Origin of the sequence: Vibrio salinus (assembly GCF_021272385.1) — a bacterium.
GTDB lineage: Bacteria > Pseudomonadota > Gammaproteobacteria > Enterobacterales > Vibrionaceae > Vibrio > Vibrio salinus.
On the sequence record NZ_JAJSDZ010000009.1, the window covers coordinates 227,507 to 247,130 of the forward strand.

The 19,624-nt window shown below is 43.2% G+C and carries 21 protein-coding genes; 9 read left to right on the top strand and 12 right to left on the bottom strand.

The window, feature by feature from the left end; all coding sequences use genetic code 11:
• Positions 1-17: 17 nt before the first annotated feature.
• From LRQ06_RS09165 to LRQ06_RS09195, 7 genes are read right to left on the bottom strand one after another with little or no spacing between them, the layout of a single operon-like run.
• Complete coding sequence (locus LRQ06_RS09165) at positions 18-1,499, bottom strand: RNA polymerase factor sigma-54 (protein ID WP_232766056.1); 1,482 nt, start codon at positions 1,497-1,499, stop codon at positions 18-20.
• Positions 1,500-1,548: 49 nt separating this feature from the next.
• On the bottom strand, positions 1,549-2,274 hold the full coding sequence (lptB, locus tag LRQ06_RS09170; protein WP_232766057.1) for an LPS export ABC transporter ATP-binding protein: 726 nt from the start codon (positions 2,272-2,274) through the stop codon (positions 1,549-1,551).
• An 8-nt stretch (positions 2,275-2,282) separates the two neighbouring features.
• A complete protein-coding gene (gene lptA / locus LRQ06_RS09175; protein WP_232766058.1) occupies positions 2,283-2,780 on the bottom strand; it encodes a lipopolysaccharide transport periplasmic protein LptA in 498 nt (165 codons plus the stop codon).
• Positions 2,761-3,324, bottom strand: a complete 564-nt coding sequence (gene lptC, locus LRQ06_RS09180; protein WP_232766059.1) for an LPS export ABC transporter periplasmic protein LptC — start codon at positions 3,322-3,324, stop codon at positions 2,761-2,763. Before lptC ends, lptA begins: the two co-directional genes overlap by 20 nt.
• Positions 3,321-3,878 (bottom strand): 3-deoxy-manno-octulosonate-8-phosphatase KdsC, encoded by a 558-nt coding sequence (kdsC, locus tag LRQ06_RS09185; protein ID WP_232766060.1) that lies wholly within the window; start codon positions 3,876-3,878, stop codon positions 3,321-3,323. Before kdsC ends, lptC begins: the two co-directional genes overlap by 4 nt.
• Before the next feature lie 3 nt (positions 3,879-3,881).
• On the bottom strand, positions 3,882-4,859 hold the full coding sequence (locus tag LRQ06_RS09190; RefSeq protein WP_232766061.1) for a KpsF/GutQ family sugar-phosphate isomerase: 978 nt from the start codon (positions 4,857-4,859) through the stop codon (positions 3,882-3,884).
• A 17-nt stretch (positions 4,860-4,876) separates the two neighbouring features.
• On the bottom strand, positions 4,877-5,842 hold the full coding sequence (locus LRQ06_RS09195) for a calcium/sodium antiporter (RefSeq protein WP_232766062.1): 966 nt from the start codon (positions 5,840-5,842) through the stop codon (positions 4,877-4,879).
• 338 nt (positions 5,843-6,180) lie between these two features.
• Between LRQ06_RS09195 and mlaF the strand changes: the two genes are divergently transcribed.
• From mlaF to LRQ06_RS09235, 8 genes are all read left to right on the top strand, one after another.
• Complete coding sequence (gene mlaF / locus LRQ06_RS09200; RefSeq protein ID WP_232766063.1) at positions 6,181-6,984, top strand: phospholipid ABC transporter ATP-binding protein MlaF; 804 nt, start codon at positions 6,181-6,183, stop codon at positions 6,982-6,984.
• Positions 6,974-7,765 (top strand): lipid asymmetry maintenance ABC transporter permease subunit MlaE, encoded by a 792-nt coding sequence (gene mlaE, locus LRQ06_RS09205; RefSeq protein WP_232766064.1) that lies wholly within the window; start codon positions 6,974-6,976, stop codon positions 7,763-7,765. Before mlaF ends, mlaE begins: the two co-directional genes overlap by 11 nt.
• 2 nt (positions 7,766-7,767) lie before the next feature.
• The gene (mlaD, locus tag LRQ06_RS09210) at positions 7,768-8,274 is read left to right on the top strand and encodes an outer membrane lipid asymmetry maintenance protein MlaD (protein ID WP_232766065.1); all 507 of its coding nucleotides are present in this window, start codon (positions 7,768-7,770) and stop codon (positions 8,272-8,274) included.
• Between the two features lie 2 nt (positions 8,275-8,276).
• Positions 8,277-8,918 carry an MlaC/ttg2D family ABC transporter substrate-binding protein gene (locus LRQ06_RS09215; protein WP_232766066.1) on the top strand — a complete coding sequence of 214 codons (642 nt, stop codon included), beginning with the start codon at positions 8,277-8,279 and terminating at the stop codon, positions 8,916-8,918.
• Positions 8,911-9,219: an STAS domain-containing protein gene (locus LRQ06_RS09220; RefSeq protein ID WP_373054820.1), complete on the top strand. Its 309-nt coding sequence runs from the start codon at positions 8,911-8,913 to the stop codon at positions 9,217-9,219. Before LRQ06_RS09215 ends, LRQ06_RS09220 begins: the two co-directional genes overlap by 8 nt.
• A 9-nt stretch (positions 9,220-9,228) precedes the next feature.
• Positions 9,229-9,483: a BolA family iron metabolism protein IbaG gene (ibaG, locus tag LRQ06_RS09225; RefSeq protein ID WP_232766068.1), complete on the top strand. Its 255-nt coding sequence runs from the start codon at positions 9,229-9,231 to the stop codon at positions 9,481-9,483.
• Positions 9,484-9,492: 9 nt separating this feature from the next.
• Positions 9,493-10,758, top strand: a complete 1,266-nt coding sequence (murA, locus tag LRQ06_RS09230) for a UDP-N-acetylglucosamine 1-carboxyvinyltransferase (RefSeq protein ID WP_232766069.1) — start codon at positions 9,493-9,495, stop codon at positions 10,756-10,758.
• Positions 10,759-10,854: 96 nt separating this feature from the next.
• The gene (locus tag LRQ06_RS09235; protein WP_232766070.1) at positions 10,855-11,583 is read left to right on the top strand and encodes a 1-acylglycerol-3-phosphate O-acyltransferase; all 729 of its coding nucleotides are present in this window, start codon (positions 10,855-10,857) and stop codon (positions 11,581-11,583) included.
• Between the two features lie 56 nt (positions 11,584-11,639).
• Here LRQ06_RS09235 and LRQ06_RS09240 read toward each other — a convergent pair whose 3' ends face one another.
• From LRQ06_RS09240 to LRQ06_RS09260, 5 genes are all read right to left on the bottom strand, one after another.
• Positions 11,640-12,029, bottom strand: a complete 390-nt coding sequence (locus LRQ06_RS09240; protein ID WP_232766071.1) for a RidA family protein — start codon at positions 12,027-12,029, stop codon at positions 11,640-11,642.
• A gap of 120 nt (positions 12,030-12,149) precedes the next feature.
• Entirely contained in the window at positions 12,150-12,611 is a 462-nt protein-coding gene (gene pyrI, locus LRQ06_RS09245; RefSeq protein ID WP_232766072.1) for an aspartate carbamoyltransferase regulatory subunit, read from the bottom strand.
• 13 nt (positions 12,612-12,624) lie between these two features.
• Positions 12,625-13,554, bottom strand: a complete 930-nt coding sequence (gene pyrB, locus LRQ06_RS09250; RefSeq protein ID WP_232766073.1) for an aspartate carbamoyltransferase — start codon at positions 13,552-13,554, stop codon at positions 12,625-12,627.
• A gap of 241 nt (positions 13,555-13,795) precedes the next feature.
• Positions 13,796-14,800 carry an ornithine carbamoyltransferase gene (locus LRQ06_RS09255; protein ID WP_232766074.1) on the bottom strand — a complete coding sequence of 335 codons (1,005 nt, stop codon included), beginning with the start codon at positions 14,798-14,800 and terminating at the stop codon, positions 13,796-13,798.
• A gap of 109 nt (positions 14,801-14,909) precedes the next feature.
• On the bottom strand, positions 14,910-16,286 hold the full coding sequence (locus tag LRQ06_RS09260) for a PhoH family protein (RefSeq protein WP_232766075.1): 1,377 nt from the start codon (positions 16,284-16,286) through the stop codon (positions 14,910-14,912).
• A 413-nt stretch (positions 16,287-16,699) separates the two neighbouring features.
• Here LRQ06_RS09260 and rapA point away from each other — a divergent pair, with 413 nt between their 5' ends.
• Positions 16,700-19,609 (top strand): RNA polymerase-associated protein RapA, encoded by a 2,910-nt coding sequence (rapA, locus tag LRQ06_RS09265; RefSeq protein WP_232766076.1) that lies wholly within the window; start codon positions 16,700-16,702, stop codon positions 19,607-19,609.
• Positions 19,610-19,624 lie beyond the last annotated feature (15 nt).

Here is a 19,624-nt window from a genome sequence, read left to right on the forward strand (position 1 = left end):
TTCCTTCTCTGTTAGGCCTAAAGCAGGCGTTTGCGCTGACTGGAAGGGGCAATCCCTAAAGACTCACGATATTTTGCAATGGTTCTTCGGGCTACCTTAATTCCCTGGTCAGCGAGTAGTGCTGCAATTTTGTTATCACTTAATGGCTTGGCCGGATTTTCTGCCGCAACCAGTTTTTTTATAAGTGCTCTAATTGCAGTCGATGAACATTCTCCACCACTGTCAGTACTGACATGGCTTGAGAAAAAGTACTTCAGTTCGAAAATTCCCCGAGGGGTATGCATAAATTTTTGTGTGGTCACTCGTGAGATCGTTGACTCATGCATATCAACAGCCAGAGCAACATCATTGAGGACCATTGGCTTCATCGCTTCTTCACCATACTCAAAGAAATCACGTTGATGTTCAACTATACATCTGGCAACTTTGAGTAAGGTCTCGTTTCGACTCTCTAAACTTTTAATTAACCATTTTGCTTCTTGTAAATTCGTTCGGATATAGTTGCTATCGGCACTGTTTCCTCTGCCTAGCTCTGCATATTGCTGATTTACTTTTAAACGGGGAACGCTATCTGGATTAATTGTTACTTTCCATTGACCACGTTCTTTGGTGACTGATACATCCGGAATGACGTATTCTGCGTGCTCGGTATTTATTTCATTACCCGGACGAGGATTCAGTTCCTGTATTAGTTGCAGAGCATCAATTAATTCTTCTTCTTTCAGTTTAGTTTCTTTTAAGATTAGCTTGTAATCCCGGTTTCCCAATTGATCGATATGATCGCTTAATAAGAGTTTTGCCTCTGCAAGATGAGGTGTGTCTTCCGGATATTTTGTTAGTTGCAGTAGTAAACAATCTTGAAGATTTAGAGAAGCAACACCCAAAGGATCAAACTGTTGTATGCGTTTTCTGACGGCCTCAACTTCTTCGATTTCAAGGGGCTCATCGTCATTGCTTTGACTGAGGCTTTCAACAAGATCCTGAGGGGAAATGGTAAGATAACCATACTCATCAATGGCATCGATGATGGCAATGGCAATCAGACGGTCATTATCTGAAAAAGGGGTTAAGTCTAACTGCCACATCAAATAATCTGGCAGGGATTGGGTTGTTTCTCCCTGATACACAGGAGTGTCATCGTCAATCGCAATACCAGTACTGCCAGTATTGGCACTGTATACGTCTTCCCATGTAGTATCAATTTCCAGTTCAGAACTGATTTCCGATTTTTCAATCATATCAGAGCTGTCCGGTGCTTCCGGTTCAGCACTATCACCGGCATCGGCAGTGGGTTCTTTTTCTTCGGTTTTGGTGCTATTGCCTTCGGCATTTACATCTTCATATCCTTCATCAACATCAAGAAGCGGATTGGAATCCAGAGCTTCCTGAATCTCTTGTTGGAGGTCGAGCGTAGACAACTGCAACAAGCGTATTGCCTGCTGCAACTGAGGTGTCATTGCTAATTGTTGGCCTAACTTGAGTTGTAATGAAGGTTTCATTCAGTATGGGTTACCTTATTGTTCTTAATTTTTCTTACTGGTTACTTAATCATAGTCGGAATTGTTCGCCGAGATAAACCTGTTTTACCTGCTCGTTATTGAGTACATCATCGGGCGAGCCTTCAGCAATTAACGACCCTTGACTAACAATATAGGCTTTTTCACAAACATCCAAGGTTTCACGAACGTTATGATCCGTAATCAGTACGCCGAGTCCTCGGTCTCTCAAATGTTCTATTATTTTCTTTATATCAATAACAGAAATGGGATCCACGCCCGCAAAAGGCTCATCCAGTAAAATAAACTTTGGATTGGCAGCCAGTGCACGTGCAATTTCTACACGGCGTCTCTCTCCTCCAGACAGTGACATCCCGGTGTTTTGCCTTATATGATCTATATGGAACTCATCAAGGAGATCTTCAAGTTTATCCTGTCGTTCTTCACGGGAAAGTTCTTCCCGGGTTTGCAGAACTGCCATGATATTGTCTTCCACGGATAATTTGCGAAATATCGATGCTTCCTGAGGCAGGTATCCGATCCCCATCTTTGAGCGGCTGTGCATCGGTAAAATGCTGATATCCTGTCCATCAATGCTGATATTGCCTTCATCCCTGGCCACGAGGCCAACGATCATATAAAAAGAGGTGGTTTTTCCTGCGCCATTCGGACCCAGAAGTCCGACGATCTGACCGGAATTCACCGATAGGCTGACGTCTGAAACCACCTTTCTTTTCTTGTAGCTCTTCGCTAAATGTTGTGCTTTAAGTATTGCCATATTTTGACTTATTTATTCGTTGCCTGAGGCTGAAGTATCGTGGATACCCGGCCACTCGAATTTTTACTGTCAGCGATTAGCTTTTGCTCTGATATTTTATAGCGGATTTGTTTACTTTTTATCACGCTATCATCCTGAGATAACATCGCCTGATCCGTCATTGTAAGCTGATCTTTTGCCATTTGATAATTTAATTTTTTTGCTTCGCCATAAAGTGTCTTGCCTTCATCAGTCAGCTGAGAAAATGTTGCGAGATTTCCAAATCCCTGTATTTCCTGTATTTTCCCATCTTTAGCATCACGAATGACGACCAGTTTTTCGGCATTCATATTAATACTGCCCTGCTTCAGGGTGACGTTTCCAACAAAAGTCACTTTATTACTTTTTAAGTCTAGTTGTTGACTGTCTGAATCGATATAAACAGGCTGTTGGCTGTCTGTCGATAGAGCCCACGCGCATGGAGCAGCAAGCAAGCAAGTTAATAAACTAAGGTGTGAGATTTTCATATCTACCCTGTACGTGGTTGTAAAGTAACGCATTTTGGTCGGCAAAGTTGCCTTTCATTGATTGACCAACCGTCTTAAATTGTTGGCCTTGTAATTTCACTTTTGTTTCTGTCCAAAAGTCTCTGCTAACAAGGTCAATGCTTAACTTTGCGGTACTCATTGAATCAAACGATGAGTCCGTAAGCAAATTATTGGCGATAACATTGTCATAAAGCGTCAGTATTTTATTATCGGTTAATATGCCTCTTTGTGCCGTGATCTTCCATTCAACGACAGTGCCATTTTTATAAATTCTCAAAATGGGTTTTTCGAAAATGGTATTACCACTTTTGGCATAGTAATCAAGATGAGTTGACGTGATGACATAATTACGAATTCCTTTTGTGCTATAGGAAGTGTTTGTTAATGTTTCACCGCTAAATGTTGGCAGTTCTAAATTAGGCGCAACCTGAATATCGGCCTGACGCTGACTTTCCAACAGGTAGTAGCCACTCCATGTGGCTACAAAGAAGAGTAATACATAAATAATACGAGATAAACTCATATACTAAGACCCTTGTGGACCTCGAGTTCACCACGAGCTTCCAGTATAAGATCGCATACTTCTCTGACCGCCCCATATCCCCCCTTGATATGCGTAATATAGTTGGCTTTCTTTTTCAGCAGGGGGTGCCCGTTAGCAACACAAACTTTTAATCCCACTTTTTCCATTACCGGCCAGTCAAACAAATCGTCACCAATGTATGCCATTTCCTCCGGCCGGATGGCTAATTTGCTGCAAATGTCACTAAAAGCGAGCAGTTTATCACTTTGTCCCTGATAAACGAGGGATACTCCCAAGGTGGACATCCGATTCTCGACAATCTTAGACGTTTTCCCGGTAATAATGGCAACTTCAATCCCGGCATTCAAAATAGATTTTATGCCGTATCCATCCAGAGTGTGAAAGGTTTTTAGTTCTTCTCCCTGATTACCCATGTAAATTAACCCATCAGAAAGAACGCCATCGACATCACAAATGAGCAGTTTGACATTTTTAGCAATATCCCAAACTTTTTGTGTTGTCTGTCCATAAATTGTCGTAACTAAATCTGACATGAATTACATTACTCCAGCTTTCAATAAATCGTGCATATTTAATGCGCCGACGACTTTTCTGTTTGAATCAACAAGGATTAATCCATTTATGCGTTTATCCTGCATTAGATTTAAACCTTCAACAGCCAAAGTTTTAGGGGAGGCTGTTGTTGGGCTGTGAGTCATGACTTCATATATTTTAGCATTATGGATATCAATTTTTTTATCCAGAATTCGTCTGAGATCGCCATCCGTGAAAAGACCTAAAAGTGTATCGTCATGATCGACGATGGTTGTCATTCCTAATCCTTTCTGACTGATTTCCAGTAATGCTTCTTTTACCAGAGCCTGAGGAAAGACTTTAGGCAGTTCTTCTCCTGAATGCATAATGTCTTCCAGTAACAGTAACAGTTTACGTCCCAGAGCACCGCCCGGATGAGATAACGCAAAATCTTCTTTGGTAAACCCTCTGGCCTGTAATAAAGCGATAGCCATAGCATCACCTAAAACCAATGTGGCGGTTGTACTGGTTGTTGGAGCCAAGCCTAAAGGACAGGCTTCTTCCGGGATTGTAACCTGCAGATGAATATCTGACAGTTGAGCCATTGAAGATTCAGGGTTACCCGTCATACTGATGACCCGGATTGAACGGCGTTTTAGTATCGGGAATAAAGATAAAATTTCGTTAGATTCACCAGAATAGGAAATGGCAATAACAACATCATTTTCTTCAACCATCCCAAGATCACCATGGGATGCTTCTCCCGGGTGAACAAAAAAGGCGGAACTGCCTGTACTGGCAAAGGTGGCAGCCATTTTTCGTCCAATATGTCCGGATTTACCCATCCCCATAACGATTATTTTCCCTGTGACGCTATTCAGCATCAGCTCACAGGCATGGACGAAATCATCATTAATGTATTTTTCTAATTCTACTAAACCAGCTATTTCAGTTTTTAGTACCTGTTTGGCTGCTGATTGATAATCAAATTTTTCTGACATGACTTACTCCAAATACGTTACGCAGCCATATTCATAAACAAGTAAGTCTGATAGGCGATAAAACATAAAAACAGAATTGCACCTTCAACACGGCTAATACTTCGGGATTTGCCCAATGCCATTACAACGAGCAATAACGACAGCGCCAGCATTACCCAATAATCACGGCTCATAGCGTATGGGCTTAAAACAGAAGGATGTAATATACCGGGAATCCCCATTACTGCCAAAATATTAAATACATTTGAGCCAATAATATTGCCGACAGCCATGTCATCTTCGCCTTTTAATACACCAGCAAGAGAGGCGGCCAGTTCAGGTAAACTGGTCCCTATTGCGATAATGGTCAGGCCGATGACAAGGTCACTCATTCCAAAATATTTTGCGATAACAACGGCATTATCGACAAGTAAATTCGCTGATAGTGGCAATAAAACCAAGCCGACAATGAGCCATAAGACGGCGGACTTATTACTGACGCCCTCTGGAATTTCTGATTCCTGTTCTTCTATAAGTGCGTCATTTCTGTTTTTTTCTGAACGGCTGATTTTTATCATTGCCAGTATGAATACGGCAAACAAAACAAATAATAATACACCTTCGTAAAATCCGAGATTACTGTCCCAGAGTAATACACCGGTTAATAGTGTGACACCAATCATCAGCGGTAGTTCGCGGCGTAATATTCCCGAGCTGATAGACAGCGGTTTTACCATGGCTGAAATGCCAAGGATTAAAGCGATATTGGCAATATTTGATCCCAGAACATTACCAACGGCTGTATCTGTTTTCCCATTCAGTGCCGCGGCAGCAGAAACCATCATCTCAGGAGCTGATGAACCCATTGCTAAAATTGTCATACCGATGATTAGGGGGGAGACCCCAATATTCTTAGCTACGGCTGCAGCACCATAGACTAATTTATCTGCACTCCAAACGAGTAGAATGAGTCCGGCAATAAGCAAGGTTACAGCAATAAGCATGACAATTCCTGATGGCAAAGTAAATTTTTAACAGTTAATTTTGACGTTTCAGCAGAAAAAAGGGAAGACGAACTTCTTAATTTCTCGCAGTAATCTTACGATATAGACCTGTTTTTGAGTTTATATTCGACATTCGGGTGAATCCATTTTACTTTTTATGACAAAATTTCGCTTTTTGTCTGACTAAAAACAGAATGAGTATATTATCATTAGCTATAAGAAAAAATGCAGATTTTCATAACTATTGTAAAATTGTTAATTGAACAGTGCTTTTAATTTTTTTCTGTAGTGCTTAAGATTGCACATTCATTTTCATTATCACAAATGGATAATTTAACATGTCCGATACCAATTTGGTTTCTATGAATCATCTGACGTTTACGCGGGGTGAGCGTAAGATTTTTGATGATGTGTCTTTACACGTACCCAGAGGTAAAATTACTGCCATTATGGGACCATCGGGTATTGGGAAAACGACTCTGTTACGTCTTATTGGTGGGCAGTTGCTGCCGGAGCAGGGTGAAATCTGGTTTGATGGGGTTAATATTCCGGCATTGTCCCGGACTAACCTGTATCAGGCCAGAAAAAAAATGAGTATGCTTTTTCAGTCGGGGGCCTTATTTACTGACCTGAATGTTTTCGATAATGTGGCTTTCCCTATTCGGGAGCATACCGGGTTAAGTGACGATATCATTCGTACTATTGTACTGTTAAAGCTGGAGTCTGTTGGTTTGAGAGGCGCAGCAGGGTTAATGCCTAGCGAGTTGTCCGGTGGGATGGCTCGTAGGGCAGCGCTGGCAAGAGCTATCGCGCTGGATCCGGATTTGATCATGTATGATGAACCTTTCGTCGGCCAGGACCCAATGACGATGGGAGTGTTGGTTGAACTTATATCGAAATTGAATCAGGCGCTTAATCTGACTTCTGTGATTGTCTCTCATGACGTTCCTGAGGTGATGAGTATTGCCGACTGGGCTTATATTCTGGCTGATGGTAAGGTGATTGCCAGCGGGACTCCAGATGAGTTGAAAAACAATCAGGATGCCAGAGTTCAGCAGTTTTTATTAGGTCAGGCCGACGGTCCGGTCCCATTTCGACATCCTGCGCAGTCGTTAGAAAAGGATTTGTTTAATGTTGTCTAATATAATTCAGTTTATAACGTCTACCGGGCATAAAACGATTGCTTTATGTGAGTCGTTCGGAAGAGCGACATTTTTATTATTAGGTGCGATTGTCAGCCGTCCTCAGCCTGCTAAGAATTTTCCTTTACTGATTAGCCAGCTCTATAGTGTCGGTGTTCTGTCTCTTGCGATTATCGTTGTTTCGGGATTATTCATTGGTATGGTTCTCAGCCTGCAGGGGTATGTCATTCTTGTTGACTATGGCGCTGAAGGCAGTTTGGGACAAATGGTCGCGCTTTCTTTACTGAGAGAGCTGGGACCGGTTGTTACTGCTTTATTATTTGCTGGTCGGGCAGGATCAGCGTTGACGGCTGAAATTGGTTTGATGAAGGCAACTGAACAACTTTCAAGCTTAGAAATGATGGCTGTTGATCCTCTGAAACGTGTGATTGCTCCCCGTTTCTGGGCCGGTGTTATTTCGATGCCGCTATTGGCTATGATTTTTATGGCGGTGGGTATCTGGGGTGGTCAACTGGTTGGTGTTGACTGGAAAGGTATCGATCATGGCAGTTTCTGGTCTGCTATGCAATCTTCGGTCGAGCTCGGTTACGATATTGGTAACAGCGCGATTAAGTGTATTGTATTTGCTATCACTGTGACATGGATAGCATTATTTAATGGCTATGATGCGATTCCGACGTCAGAAGGAATCAGTCGAGCAACAACAAAAACCGTAGTTCATTCTTCTCTAGCAGTTTTAGGGTTAGATTTTGTTCTTACAGCATTGATGTTTGGGAATTAATCATGCGACAAACACGTACAGTTGAATTTTGGGTCGGTGGCTTTGTTCTTGCCGGAATTTGCGCAATTCTGGTGATTATTTTTCAGGTTGCTGATGTTAAGAGTATGGGTTCCGGCGATACTTATAAACTCACTGCTGAGTTTGATAATATTGGCAGTTTAAAAGTTCGTTCTCCTGTTAAAGTCGGAGGGGTCGTCATTGGCCGGGTTGAATCCATTGATTTAGATAAAAAAACGCTCAGACCGATAGTGACTCTGCAAATTGATGAACGTTATAACCAGTTCCCGGATACTTCCAGTCTGGAAATTCTGACATCTGGTTTGATTGGAGAGCAATATATCGGTTTGACCCCCGGTTTTATTTGGGGAGGAGAAGGCGAAATGCTGAAGAATGGTGACCGGATTGAAGATACTAAGTCAGCACTTGTACTGGAAAATCTGATAGGACAGTTCTTGTATCGTGTCGGGGACGATGGTAATAAAGCAGATAAAAATACTCAGGAGAAATAACTATGTTTAAACGCTATGCTGTTGCGTTATTTGTTTTGATGTTTTCTTTTGTTGCTGGGGCAAAGACAATCGATATGTCTGATCCTTACACAATGATTCATCAGGTTTCCAGCCACACTTTCGCCCGTTTAAAAGCAGAACAGAAAGAAATTCGTAAAAATCCTGATTACTTAAAGACTATTGTGGCAGAAGAGCTGATGCCTTATGTGAATGATAAGTATGCGGCATTAAAACTCTTGGGTACGAATTTGAGAGGAGCCAAAAGATCGGATGTCGAGACGTTTATCAAAGCATTCAGGGAATACCTTATTACCAGCTATGCTCAGGTGTTAACTCAGTACTCAGACCAGAAAATTGTCTTTGGTCCTGAGCCTGAACTGGGGCCAAAAGATCGCATTACTACCATAACGGTTGAAATTGTTGATGAGCCTAATCCGAATATTCGCCTGGACTTTAAATTACGTCGTTCACGTTCAGGTGAATGGAAGGCTTACGATATGATTGCCGAAGGGGTGAGTTTATTGTCCAGTAAGCAATCAGAATGGAGTGGCAAAATACGTCAGGAAGGTATCTTAGCCGTAGCTAAAGAGCTGAAGTCTCTGTCTGACGTTTCGATTAAGCTTGAGAATGAAAGTAATGCATAGTCAATGGATTAAAAAATCAACCAGAGACTACGCATTGTCGGGGGCTTTAGACCGGGATGAAGTGCCGGCGCTTTGGGCCGTCTTGGAACAATGGCAGCCAGAAGAAAAAGAAGTTGTTATCTCTCTTGCCGATGTAAAACGGGTGGATTCAGCCGGAATGGCGATGCTGATTCACTTAATAGAGAATGCAAAAATAAAAAACTGCCATATAATGATGAGTTTTGTGCCAGAACAGTTACTGACACTTTTTGAATTGAGCAACGTAGTTTCACTCGTCTCAAAACATATATTACAAGAATAGGGGTAGATTTTGGATAGTGCACAGGTTGAACAGATTTTAAATGAAGCACTGAACCTTGAGGAGATTCACGTAAAAGGTGAAGGTAGCCAATTTGAGGTGATCGCTGTGGATGCCCTTTTTGATGGTATGAGCCGAGTTAAAAAGCAGCAGACCATTTATGCGCCGCTGATGGAGTATATAAAGCGTAATGACATTCACGCATTATCGATAAAAACGTACACACCTGGTGATTGGGCACGTGATAAAAAACTGATGTCATTTTAAGGTTGAGTCATGGAAAAGTTTAAACTGATTGGCTCAGATAAGCCTTTAAGTGGTGAAGTCCGTATTTCCGGGGCAAAAAATGCGGCTCTGCCGATTTTGTTCGCCTCTATTCTTGCTGAAGAACCCGTCGAAGTGTCAAATGTTCCTCATCTTCGGGATATTGACACGACAATGCAGCTGTTGAAACGCCTGGGAGCAAAAGTGCACCGTAATGGTTCTGTTTTTGTTGATGCCAGCGGTCTTAATGAATTTTGTGCACCTTATGACTTAGTGAAGACAATGAGGGCGTCCATTTGGGCGTTAGGCCCTCTGGTTGCCCGTTTCGGAAAAGGTCAGGTTTCTTTACCCGGGGGGTGTGCTATTGGGGCGCGTCCTGTTGATCTTCATATCCATGGGTTAGAGCAGCTCGGCGCCAAAATTACATTAGAAGATGGTTATGTAAAAGCTGAAGTTCAGGATCGTTTGCAGGGTGCTCATATCGTTATGGATAAAGTGAGCGTGGGGGCAACGATAACGGTGATGTGCGCAGCTACTTTAGCTGACGGCGAAACAGTTTTAGATAATGCTGCCCGGGAACCTGAAATTGTGGATACGGCTGATTTTCTTAATGCCATTGGTGCGAAAATTACCGGTGCAGGTACAGATACGATCCGTATTGAAGGTGTGAAAAAACTCGGTGGCGGTCAGCATAGTGTTGTTCCGGATCGTATTGAAACGGGAACGTTTCTGGTGGCTGCAGCTGTCTCTAAAGGTAAAATTACATGTTATGACACACGTCCCGGTTTACTGGAAGCCGTACTGTCAAAACTGGAGGAAGCCGGTGCGCTTATTGAAACCGGTAATGACTGGATATCTCTGGATATGACTGGCCGGAAATTAAAGGCAGTGACGGTGCGTACCGCTCCCCATCCGGGATTTCCAACCGATATGCAGGCACAGTTTACTTTGCTTAATATGATTGCTAAAGGTAATGGTATTATTACCGAGACGATTTTTGAAAATCGCTTTATGCATGTGCCTGAGTTAATGCGTATGGGGGCGAAGGCTGAAATCGAAGGGAATACCGTCATTTGCCATAATACGCCCTATTTAAGCGGTGCTCAGGTGATGGCGACGGATTTAAGGGCATCTGCAAGCTTAGTGATTGCCGGGTGCATTGCCCGGGGAGTGACCGTTGTTGATCGCATTTATCATATTGACCGTGGCTATGAACGGATTGAGGATAAATTGCGGGGACTTGGCGTTAATATTGAGAGAATTCACGAACCAAGTTAGTATTGTGACGACGCTTTGTTTTGAGCCGAAACCCGAGTTTCGGCTTTTTTATCAGTGAATGCCTTTATCTGAGTTTTTATTCCTTTGGAGAATAGAATGATCGCACTGTTACGTGTATTAGCTGTTTCTATCATGGCTGTTTTTTTATTTGTTTTTGGATGTGGCTATTGTCTGCTTAGTCCTCGTAATCCAAAGCATGTGTATACGTTTGGCCGTCTTTTTGCGTCAACATCAAAATTGTTTGGTATTAAACTTGAGTTGAGACTTCCGGAAAATGTGTCCCATCAGGGACAGAATATTTATATAGCTAACCACCAAAGTAACTGGGATATGTTTACTCTGGCCGGAGCAGTGACACCGAAAGTAGTAACGGTTGGTAAGAAAAGTTTGGTTTGGTTACCCTTGTTCGGACAAATCTACTGGCTGACAGGAAATATCCTGATTGACCGGGCAAATAAGACAAAGGCAAAAGGGACGATTGATCAGGTTGTAAATAGCATTAAAGAATCTGATGTTTCAATATGGATGTTCCCGGAAGGTACTCGTTCGAGAGGCCGGGGGCTTTTACCATTTAAAACGGGTGCTTTTCATGCTGCTATTGGTGCTGGTGTACCGGTTGTTCCTATTGTTTGCAGTTCAACGGATCATTTAAAGCTGAATCGCTGGAATAATGGAACCATTATTGTTGAGATGCTTTCCCCTGTCAGTACTGAGGGCTATACAAAGGAGAATGTCAGAGAACTTTCTAACCATTGTCGTGAAATGATGAAAGAAAAACTGGCAGAACTGGATGCTGAAGTCGAGCAAAGAAACGCCGCCGGTTAGAATTGATATCATCGAAAATAAAAGCCGCAAATGCGGCTTTTATTTTCTACTACCTATTATTTGCGGACAGCAATTGCTTCGATTTCGATACCGACATCTTTAGGCAAGCGAGCGATTTCGACACATGAACGTGCTGGGTAATGTTCTACGTTGTGCTCGTCAAAAAACTTACCATAGACTTCATTTACCGTACCGAAGTCATTCAAATCTTTTACGAATACGGTCATTTTGACGATGTCAGAAACAGTAAGACCGGATGATTCAACGATGGCTTTAATGTTTTCCAGAGACTGACGTGCTTGAGAGGCAATATCGGACGGAATTTCACCCGTTGCCGGGTTAATAGGGATCTGACCAGAAGTCATTACCATGCTACCAAGATCAACACCTTGTACATAAGGACCAATTGCTGCCGGAGCAGATTCCGTGTGAAGTACTTTTGTCATTATTGTTTGTCCATTTTGTTTTTGACAGTAAGAAGAACCAGTGTGCCCTGATTCTTCTTAGGGGTAAAGAGCTAAAGGCACTGTTTATGCTCTTGTTTTACGATATCACCGATATTGTACTTAGCGTTCTGTCACAACGTCTCTTGAGAATACTTTTTCACAGTATTTACATTTTAAACGGATTTCGCCATTTTTTTGAGAGACGGCAAAACTGGTTTCGACTGGTTCTTTGTGTGTTATGCAGTTGCTATTAGGGCAGGCAAAGACATTATTGATGCGTTTTGGTAGTTCTAAGGCCAGTTTTTTTACTACTTCGTAATTTTCAATCTGGTTAACCGTTGCATTTGGTGCGTAGAGTGCTAGCTTACTTGCCTGATCTTCGTTAATAAATACATTTTCAATTTTAAGAAGGTCTTTAGAACCCAAAGCGGAAGAAGGTAAATTTAAACCAATAGTCACTTTTTGTGATGAATTGTGCATATCAAAAAGACGTAATACTTTGATGCCTATCTGTGAGGGAATATGGTCAATAACTGTTCCGTTTTTAATTGCTTCAACCTGCATTTTCGTTTCTTTAGCCACTGTGATATCTCCCTTAAAGTGTTTCGTTGAGAACTAATGCCAATAGTGCTTCACGTGCGTAAACACCATTACCTGCCTGTTGGAAAAAGTACGCATGTGGGGTGTTATCAACATCGGTTGTTATTTCATCAATACGTGGCAGAGGATGAAGGATTTTCATATTCGGTCTCGCGTTATGCAATTGTGCTGCACTTAGGATGAAAGCAGACTTGATATGGGCGTATTCCGATTCATCGAACCGTTCCCGTTGCACACGGGTCATATATAAAATATCGATTTCCGGCATGACGCTTTCAATATCGGTGTGAAGGCTGTATTCAATGCCAGCTTCATCAAGTTCTTCAAGAATGTATTCGGGCATCGCCAGTGCTTCTGGGGCAATAAAAAAGAAGCGGTTGTTATTGAATTTTGCCAAAGCCTGAGTGAGTGAGTGAACGGTTCGTCCATACTTCAGATCCCCTACAAAGGCGATATTAACCCCATCCAGTTTTTCTTGTGTTTCTGATATTGTAAACAGATCGAGCAGAGTTTGGCTTGGGTGCTGGTTTGACCCGTCTCCAGCATTGATGATTGGAACCCCATTCGAATACTCGGAAGCTAAGCGGGCCGCACCTTCCTGAGGATGGCGCATGACAAACGCATCGACATAATTGGAGATGACCTGAACGGAGTCGGACAAGGTTTCCCCTTTTTTGGCCAAAGACGTATTTCCGTCATTATCAAAGCCGATAACACTCCCACCGATGCGTTGTATTGCGGTTTCGAAAGATAAACGAGTACGGGTTGAAGGTTCGAAAAAACAACTGGCAACCACTTTATTTTTGATTAAATCTGGTTTTTGCTCTTTTTTTAGCTCACCGGCTGTTTTTACGATAAGTTCCAGTTCTTCACGGGTGAGTTCCGGAATAGAAATAATATGCTTATTGTAAAGCGTATTAGCCATGATCATCTTCCCTACTATATGACAGACATAAAAAAACCCCCCGAAATGGGAGGTTTTGAATTCAAATGAAAAAGGAAATGAAAAGACCAGATAAGCAGAACCACTTACCATCAGACCATTGCATTGTTGCGACAATTGGGTCAGTCATTTCATCCCCCTAGATAAATCGCCCCAGATTATACGCTTAAGAAGTGTGAGTGCAAGCGATTACATCCGGAAAATAATTGGCAATTTTGTTTTATTATGAGCCTAAGGTGGCAACCATGATAGCTTTGATGGTATGCATACGGTTCTCTGCTTCATCAAAGACAATGGAATGCTCTGACTCAAACACATCTTCGGTTACTTCCAGACCGTTCATTCCGTATTTTTCGGCAACTTCCTTCCCAACCGTTGTTTCATCATTATGAAAGGCTGGCAGACAGTGCATAAACTTAACATGCGGATTTCCGGTCTTTTTGATAACATCCATATTTACCTGATAAGGGGTCATTAATGCGACCCGTTCATCCCAGGCCTTTTCTGGTTCACCCATTGAAACCCAGACATCCGTGTATAGAAAATCGCAACCTTTTACACCTTCATCAACGCTTTCCGTTAAGGTAATTTTTGCGCCTGTTTTTTCAGCAACCGCCTGACAATCTTTGACCAGAGAGGCTTCAGGCCAGAAAGCTTTGGGGGCGATTAAGCGGATATCCATGCCCATTTTAGCTGCCCCAACCATGAGTGAGTTCCCCATGTTATTCTGGGCATCACCAAGGTAGGCGAACTTTATCTGGTGCAGGTGCTTGCCCCGGCTGTGTTCCTGCATGGTCATGAAATCTGCGAGGATTTGAGTTGGATGGAACTCGTCCGTCAGGCCATTCCATACGGGAACGCCGGCATAAGCGCCCAGTTCTTCCACAATATCCTGACCATAGCCACGATACTGAATACCATCATACATACGGCCTAATACCCGTGCGGTATCTTTCATGGATTCTTTGTGGCCGATCTGAGAACCGGAAGGGCCAAGATAGGTAACCTGGGCACCTTGATCATAGGCTGCGACTTCAAATGAACAACGGGTTCGGGTTGAAGACTTTTCGAAAATAAGCGCGATATTTTTACCGGCAAGACGCTTTTGTTCTGTTCCGGTATATTTTGCTTTTTTTAAATCAGCAGCGAGATCAAGTAAAAACTGGATTTCCGTTGTCGTGAAATCCAGTAGTTTGAGAAAATTACGGTTACGTAGATTGAAAGCCATATCTCAGTCCTAAAAAGTCTTCAATATGGCTAGTTAAACATATTATGAGGGCTTTTGTGAATAATTATTTTATATAAATGATAATATATTCACGCAACACCGATGAATTTTACAGATTTTCTTCTGCAAATTCTGCCAGCCGGCTACGAACGACACCATTGAGGTGGATATTTGCACTTCCTTCAAAGTTTTTAAACCGTTCGACCATATACGTTAATCCAGAGGTGACTGGAGTCAAATAGTGAGAATCTATCTGGGCTAGGTTACCGGAACAGACAATTTTCGTTCCTTCCCCACAGCGGGTAATAATGGTTTTTATCTGAGATGCAGTCAGGTTCTGGCATTCATCGAGCAGAACGAACGCATCCTGTATGGAGCGTCCCCGCATAAAGTTAATGGACTTAAACTGAATATTGGCCTTATCACAGATATAATTTAGAGAGCCTTCTGTACAGTGGTCATTTTTATGCAATGCTTCCAGAGTATCCGTGACGGCCGCCAGCCAGGGCATCATTTTTTCTTCTTCCGTACCCGGTAAAAAGCCAATAGACTCACCGATATCCGGCGTGTTACGGGTGACAATAATTTTATCGAACATTTTCCTTTCGACTGTTTGCTCAAGGGCAGAAGCCATTGCCAGAAGGGTTTTACCACTACCGGCTGCTCCGGTCAGAATGACCAGATCAATATCCGGGTCGAGCAAGGCATCAAGGGCCATGGCCTGATAGACATTTTTAGGCGTTATATCCCAGGCTTTGCGGTGCATCATCCGCTCTTTACTCATGTCTTTCAGCGTGATGGTTTCTTCCGTTATGTCAGCAACCCGGGCCGCGAAATCGCTGTCTTCATCGATGACATACTGGTTGATATAAGTTGGTTCGAAAGGCGCCCTGTTAAGAGTATGATATGTCTTTCCATTCAGAGTGCGGCTTTCAACTTCAGCAACACTATCCCAAAAATCCCCCGGACGTTGTTGAAAACCTTTGGTTAGGTACTGGATGTCATCAATGAGTTGATCGGTTCGGTAATCTTCAACATAAAGCACTCCGGCGCCTTTGGCCCGCAATCTCATGTTGATGTCTTTTGTGACCAGAACAACGGGTCTTGGGGCCTTTTTGTTTTGTAAAAAGATCACCGCATTCAGAATTCGGTTATCACCGGCCTTATCCGCAAATGCTTTGACGGTTTCCTGCAATTCGAAGTCGGCCAGAATAGAAATGGTGCCTTTTGCCTCTTTTTCTTTGGAGAAAGGAATTCCTTCAGAGATTTGTTCCGGGGTGGCGTCATGGAACAGATCTTCCAGCGCCCTTATTGCAACGCGGGCATCCCTGGCGACATCTCGTTTACTGTCTTTGATTCGGTCAAGTTCTTCGAGGACTGTCATGGGTATGACGACGTCATGTTCTTGAAAGGAGTAGATGGCAAGTGGCTCATGCAAGAGGATGTTGGTATCCAGTACAAACAGTTTCCGTTCGGTTTCGCCCATAAGCGTCTCCTTTGCCTTCAATGGCTTAGTAGGAATCATCTATTTGCAATAGAGGTCAGCCAGAGTCTCAGCGAACTCAGTGTGCCGTGAGTGTCCTTCCGACGTACTGCAAACCCGTTGATACTTTCTAAAACATAGCATTCTTTGTATCAATTGACAAAAAATACGATATTTCACGACAAGTAAAGCTATTTACTTTTAATAGCAATGACACGTTTTTTTTACGTTTTTATTTCCGTCGTAAAAATCCGGAATATTGTTTTATTTGAGCGTGACCTCTGTCACGCCATCGAGTAATATTAGCGACCTTTTCCGATAACAGAATAAAATCTAACTGGATTTAATTCGGTTTCAATCGTAGTACTCTATTCAGAGATGGTTATACACAACGAAAATAATGAGGTGATCAATTCATGACATTTGCAGTGGGGCAGCGCTGGATTAGCGACACAGAAAATGATCTTGGCTTAGGAACAGTGGTGCAGACAGAGTCCCGAACGGTCACAATTATGTTTGCAGCATCTGAAGAAAATCGAGTTTATTCACGTAATGATGCCCCTGTTACCCGAGTTATTTTCAATGAGGGTGATGAAGTTGACTGTCAGGAAGGCTGGTCGCTGAAAGTCGAGAAAGTCATGGAAGAGAACGGAGTTATTACGTATATCGGTACCCGTTCAGATACGAATGAAGAGCACGTAGAATTACGTGAAATTTTCTTAAGTCATCAAATTCGTTTTAACAAGCCACAGGATAAATTGTTTGCAGGACAAATAGACCGCATGGACCATTTTGTTTTGCGTTACCGGGCGTTGCTAAACCAACATGAGCAAAATAAAAGTCCGTTTCGTGGTTTGTGTGGGATGCGTGCCGGACTGATCCCTCATCAATTATATATTGCTCATGAGGTGGGGCGTAGGAATGCACCAAGAGTGTTGCTGGCTGATGAAGTTGGACTGGGTAAAACGATTGAAGCCGGGATGATCATCCATCAGCAGATTCTTTTAGGCCGGGCGGAACGGGTTCTGATCCTTGTACCGGAAACGTTGCAGCACCAATGGCTGGTGGAAATGATGCGTCGGTTCAATCTTCATTTTTCAATCTTTGATGAAGAGCGCTGCATTGAAGCTTACGCGGAAGCGGAGAATCCTTTCGAGACCCAACAGTTGGTGCTCTGTTCTCTGGATTTCTTGCGTAAGAGCCGTCGGCGTTTTGAGCAGGCATTGGATGCTGACTGGGATTTATTGGTCGTTGATGAGGCTCATCATCTGGAGTGGAGCGAAGACAAGCCCAGCCGTGGATACCAAATCGTTGAAGCGCTGTCTGAGCAGATTTCGGGAGTACTATTACTGACCGCAACCCCTGAGCAGTTAGGACGTGAGAGTCACTTTGCCCGTTTACGTTTGTTGGATTCCGATCGTTTCTATGATTATGACGCTTTTGTTAAGGAAGAAGAACAATATGAACCGGTAGCGAATGCCGTGTCACTGCTGTTGGAAGGCGAGTCTTTAACCGACGAAGCTAAAAACAGCATCAGTGAATTATTGTCAGAGCAGGATAGTGAGCCGGCATTTAAAGTATTGGACAGTCATGCTGCCGATGAAGAAAAAGCGATGGCAAGGCAGGAATTGATTGAACACTTGATGGACCGGCATGGTACCGGCCGGGTATTGTTCCGGAATACCCGTTCTGCAATCAAAGGTTTCCCTGACCGGATGGTTCATCTTTTGCCGATGGCATTGCCCGGTCAGTATGCTACGTCGATGAAGGTCGCCGGAATTCTGGGTGGAAAAATGTCACTGGAAGCCCGGGCGTTTAAAATGCTGTATCCGGAAGAAATCTTTCAGGAGTTTGAAGGCGATGAAACGTCCTGGTGGCAGTTTGATCCCCGAGTTAACTGGCTGATTGAAAAGACGAAAGAAAAGCGCAGTGAAAAAATTCTGGTTATTGCCTCCCGTGCCAGTACGGCATTACAACTGGAACAGGCGTTACGGGAAAGAGAAGGTATCCGGGCAACCGTCTTCCATGAAAATATGTCCATCATTGAACGGGATAAAGCGGCTGCTTACTTTGCTCAGGAAGAGGGGGGCGCTCAGGTTCTGATTTGTAGTGAAATTGGTTCGGAAGGGCGTAACTTTCAGTTTGCCAACCAATTGGTGATGTTTGATCTGCCATTGAACCCGGACCTTCTGGAGCAGCGTATTGGCCGGCTTGATCGTATCGGACAACTGCGTGATATCGATATTCATATACCGTACCTGATGGGCACTTCTCAGGAGATTCTGGCTCGCTGGTACCATGAAGGGTTAAATGCGTTTGGGGAAACCTGTCCGACCGGAAGAACGGTCTTTGACCGTTACGCGGATGAGTTGATTGATCTTCTGGCGAAAGTCAGCTCAGAAGGTTTGGAAGAGGTCATCGAGTCATCGGCAAAATTCAATGATTCCTTAAAAGTTGAGTTAGAAAAAGGCCGGGATCGCCTGTTGGAAATTCATTCGAACGGTGGTGAAAAGGCCAGAAGTATCGTTAAGCAGATAGCGGAAACCGATGGGGATACCAATCTGGTTTCTTTCGCATTAAGCTTGTTTGATACGATTGGGCTGCATCAGGAAGACAAGGGTGAAAATGCCCTCGTGGTGACACCATCAGAGCATATGATGGTTCCGAGTTATCCTGGGCTGCCTTATGAGGGGGCGACCGTGACGTTTTCCAGAGAAACGGCATTGTCACGGGAAGACATTCACTTTATCAGTTGGGAACACCCTATGATTCAGGGCGGTATGGATCTTCTGATGAGTGAAGGCGTGGGTACCAATGCCGTCTCTATTCTGAAAAACCGGGCATTACCACCCGGTACGTTGTTACTTGAGTTAGTTTATCTGGTGGATGCTCAGGCACCGAAGCGTAGTGGTATCAGCCGTTTTCTGCCGAAAACCCCCATTCGCGTCATGCTGGATGCCCGTGGCAATGATCTTTCCTCTCAGGTTGATTTCGAGGCTTTTAACCGTCAGTTAAGTCCAATTAACCGTCATATGGCGAGTAAGCTGATTACTTCTGTTCAGAAGGAGGTTCATCTTCTCATCGAAAAAAGCGAACAGTATGCCGTTGAGCAGGTGAAAAAGATCAGAGAACAGGCCAAAGAGGAAATGTTCCGGGTACTGAATGGTGAACTAGAGCGTTTACAAGCCCTGAAAGCGGTAAACCCAAATATTCGCGAAGATGAATTATCGGTTCTGGAGCAGCAGATCCAATCATTAGATGTGTATATTGACCAAGCTCAGTATCAGCTTGATTCTCTGCGGTTAATTGTCGTTTCACATAATTAACTTCCTTAGGTAATT

Coding starts and splice junctions, on each gene's coding strand:
- LRQ06_RS09235 (WP_232766070.1), top strand. CDS start 10,855: ATGATCGCACTGTTACGTGTATTAGCTGTTTCTATCATGGCTGTTTTT.
- murA (WP_232766069.1), top strand. CDS start 9,493: ATGGAAAAGTTTAAACTGATTGGCTCAGATAAGCCTTTAAGTGGTGAA.
- mlaE (WP_232766064.1), top strand. CDS start 6,974: ATGTTGTCTAATATAATTCAGTTTATAACGTCTACCGGGCATAAAACG.
- mlaF (WP_232766063.1), top strand. CDS start 6,181: ATGTCCGATACCAATTTGGTTTCTATGAATCATCTGACGTTTACGCGG.
- LRQ06_RS09220 (WP_373054820.1), top strand. CDS start 8,911: ATGCATAGTCAATGGATTAAAAAATCAACCAGAGACTACGCATTGTCG.
- LRQ06_RS09255 (WP_232766074.1), bottom strand. CDS start 14,800: ATGGCTTTCAATCTACGTAACCGTAATTTTCTCAAACTACTGGATTTC.
- lptB (WP_232766057.1), bottom strand. CDS start 2,274: ATGGCAATACTTAAAGCACAACATTTAGCGAAGAGCTACAAGAAAAGA.
- pyrB (WP_232766073.1), bottom strand. CDS start 13,554: ATGGCTAATACGCTTTACAATAAGCATATTATTTCTATTCCGGAACTC.
- rapA (WP_232766076.1), top strand. CDS start 16,700: ATGACATTTGCAGTGGGGCAGCGCTGGATTAGCGACACAGAAAATGAT.
- LRQ06_RS09260 (WP_232766075.1), bottom strand. CDS start 16,286: ATGGGCGAAACCGAACGGAAACTGTTTGTACTGGATACCAACATCCTC.
- kdsC (WP_232766060.1), bottom strand. CDS start 3,878: ATGTCAGATTTAGTTACGACAATTTATGGACAGACAACACAAAAAGTT.
- lptA (WP_232766058.1), bottom strand. CDS start 2,780: ATGAAAATCTCACACCTTAGTTTATTAACTTGCTTGCTTGCTGCTCCA.
- mlaD (WP_232766065.1), top strand. CDS start 7,768: ATGCGACAAACACGTACAGTTGAATTTTGGGTCGGTGGCTTTGTTCTT.
- LRQ06_RS09195 (WP_232766062.1), bottom strand. CDS start 5,842: ATGCTTATTGCTGTAACCTTGCTTATTGCCGGACTCATTCTACTCGTT.
- LRQ06_RS09190 (WP_232766061.1), bottom strand. CDS start 4,859: ATGTCAGAAAAATTTGATTATCAATCAGCAGCCAAACAGGTACTAAAA.
- LRQ06_RS09215 (WP_232766066.1), top strand. CDS start 8,277: ATGTTTAAACGCTATGCTGTTGCGTTATTTGTTTTGATGTTTTCTTTT.
- LRQ06_RS09165 (WP_232766056.1), bottom strand. CDS start 1,499: ATGAAACCTTCATTACAACTCAAGTTAGGCCAACAATTAGCAATGACA.
- LRQ06_RS09240 (WP_232766071.1), bottom strand. CDS start 12,029: ATGACAAAAGTACTTCACACGGAATCTGCTCCGGCAGCAATTGGTCCT.
- lptC (WP_232766059.1), bottom strand. CDS start 3,324: ATGAGTTTATCTCGTATTATTTATGTATTACTCTTCTTTGTAGCCACA.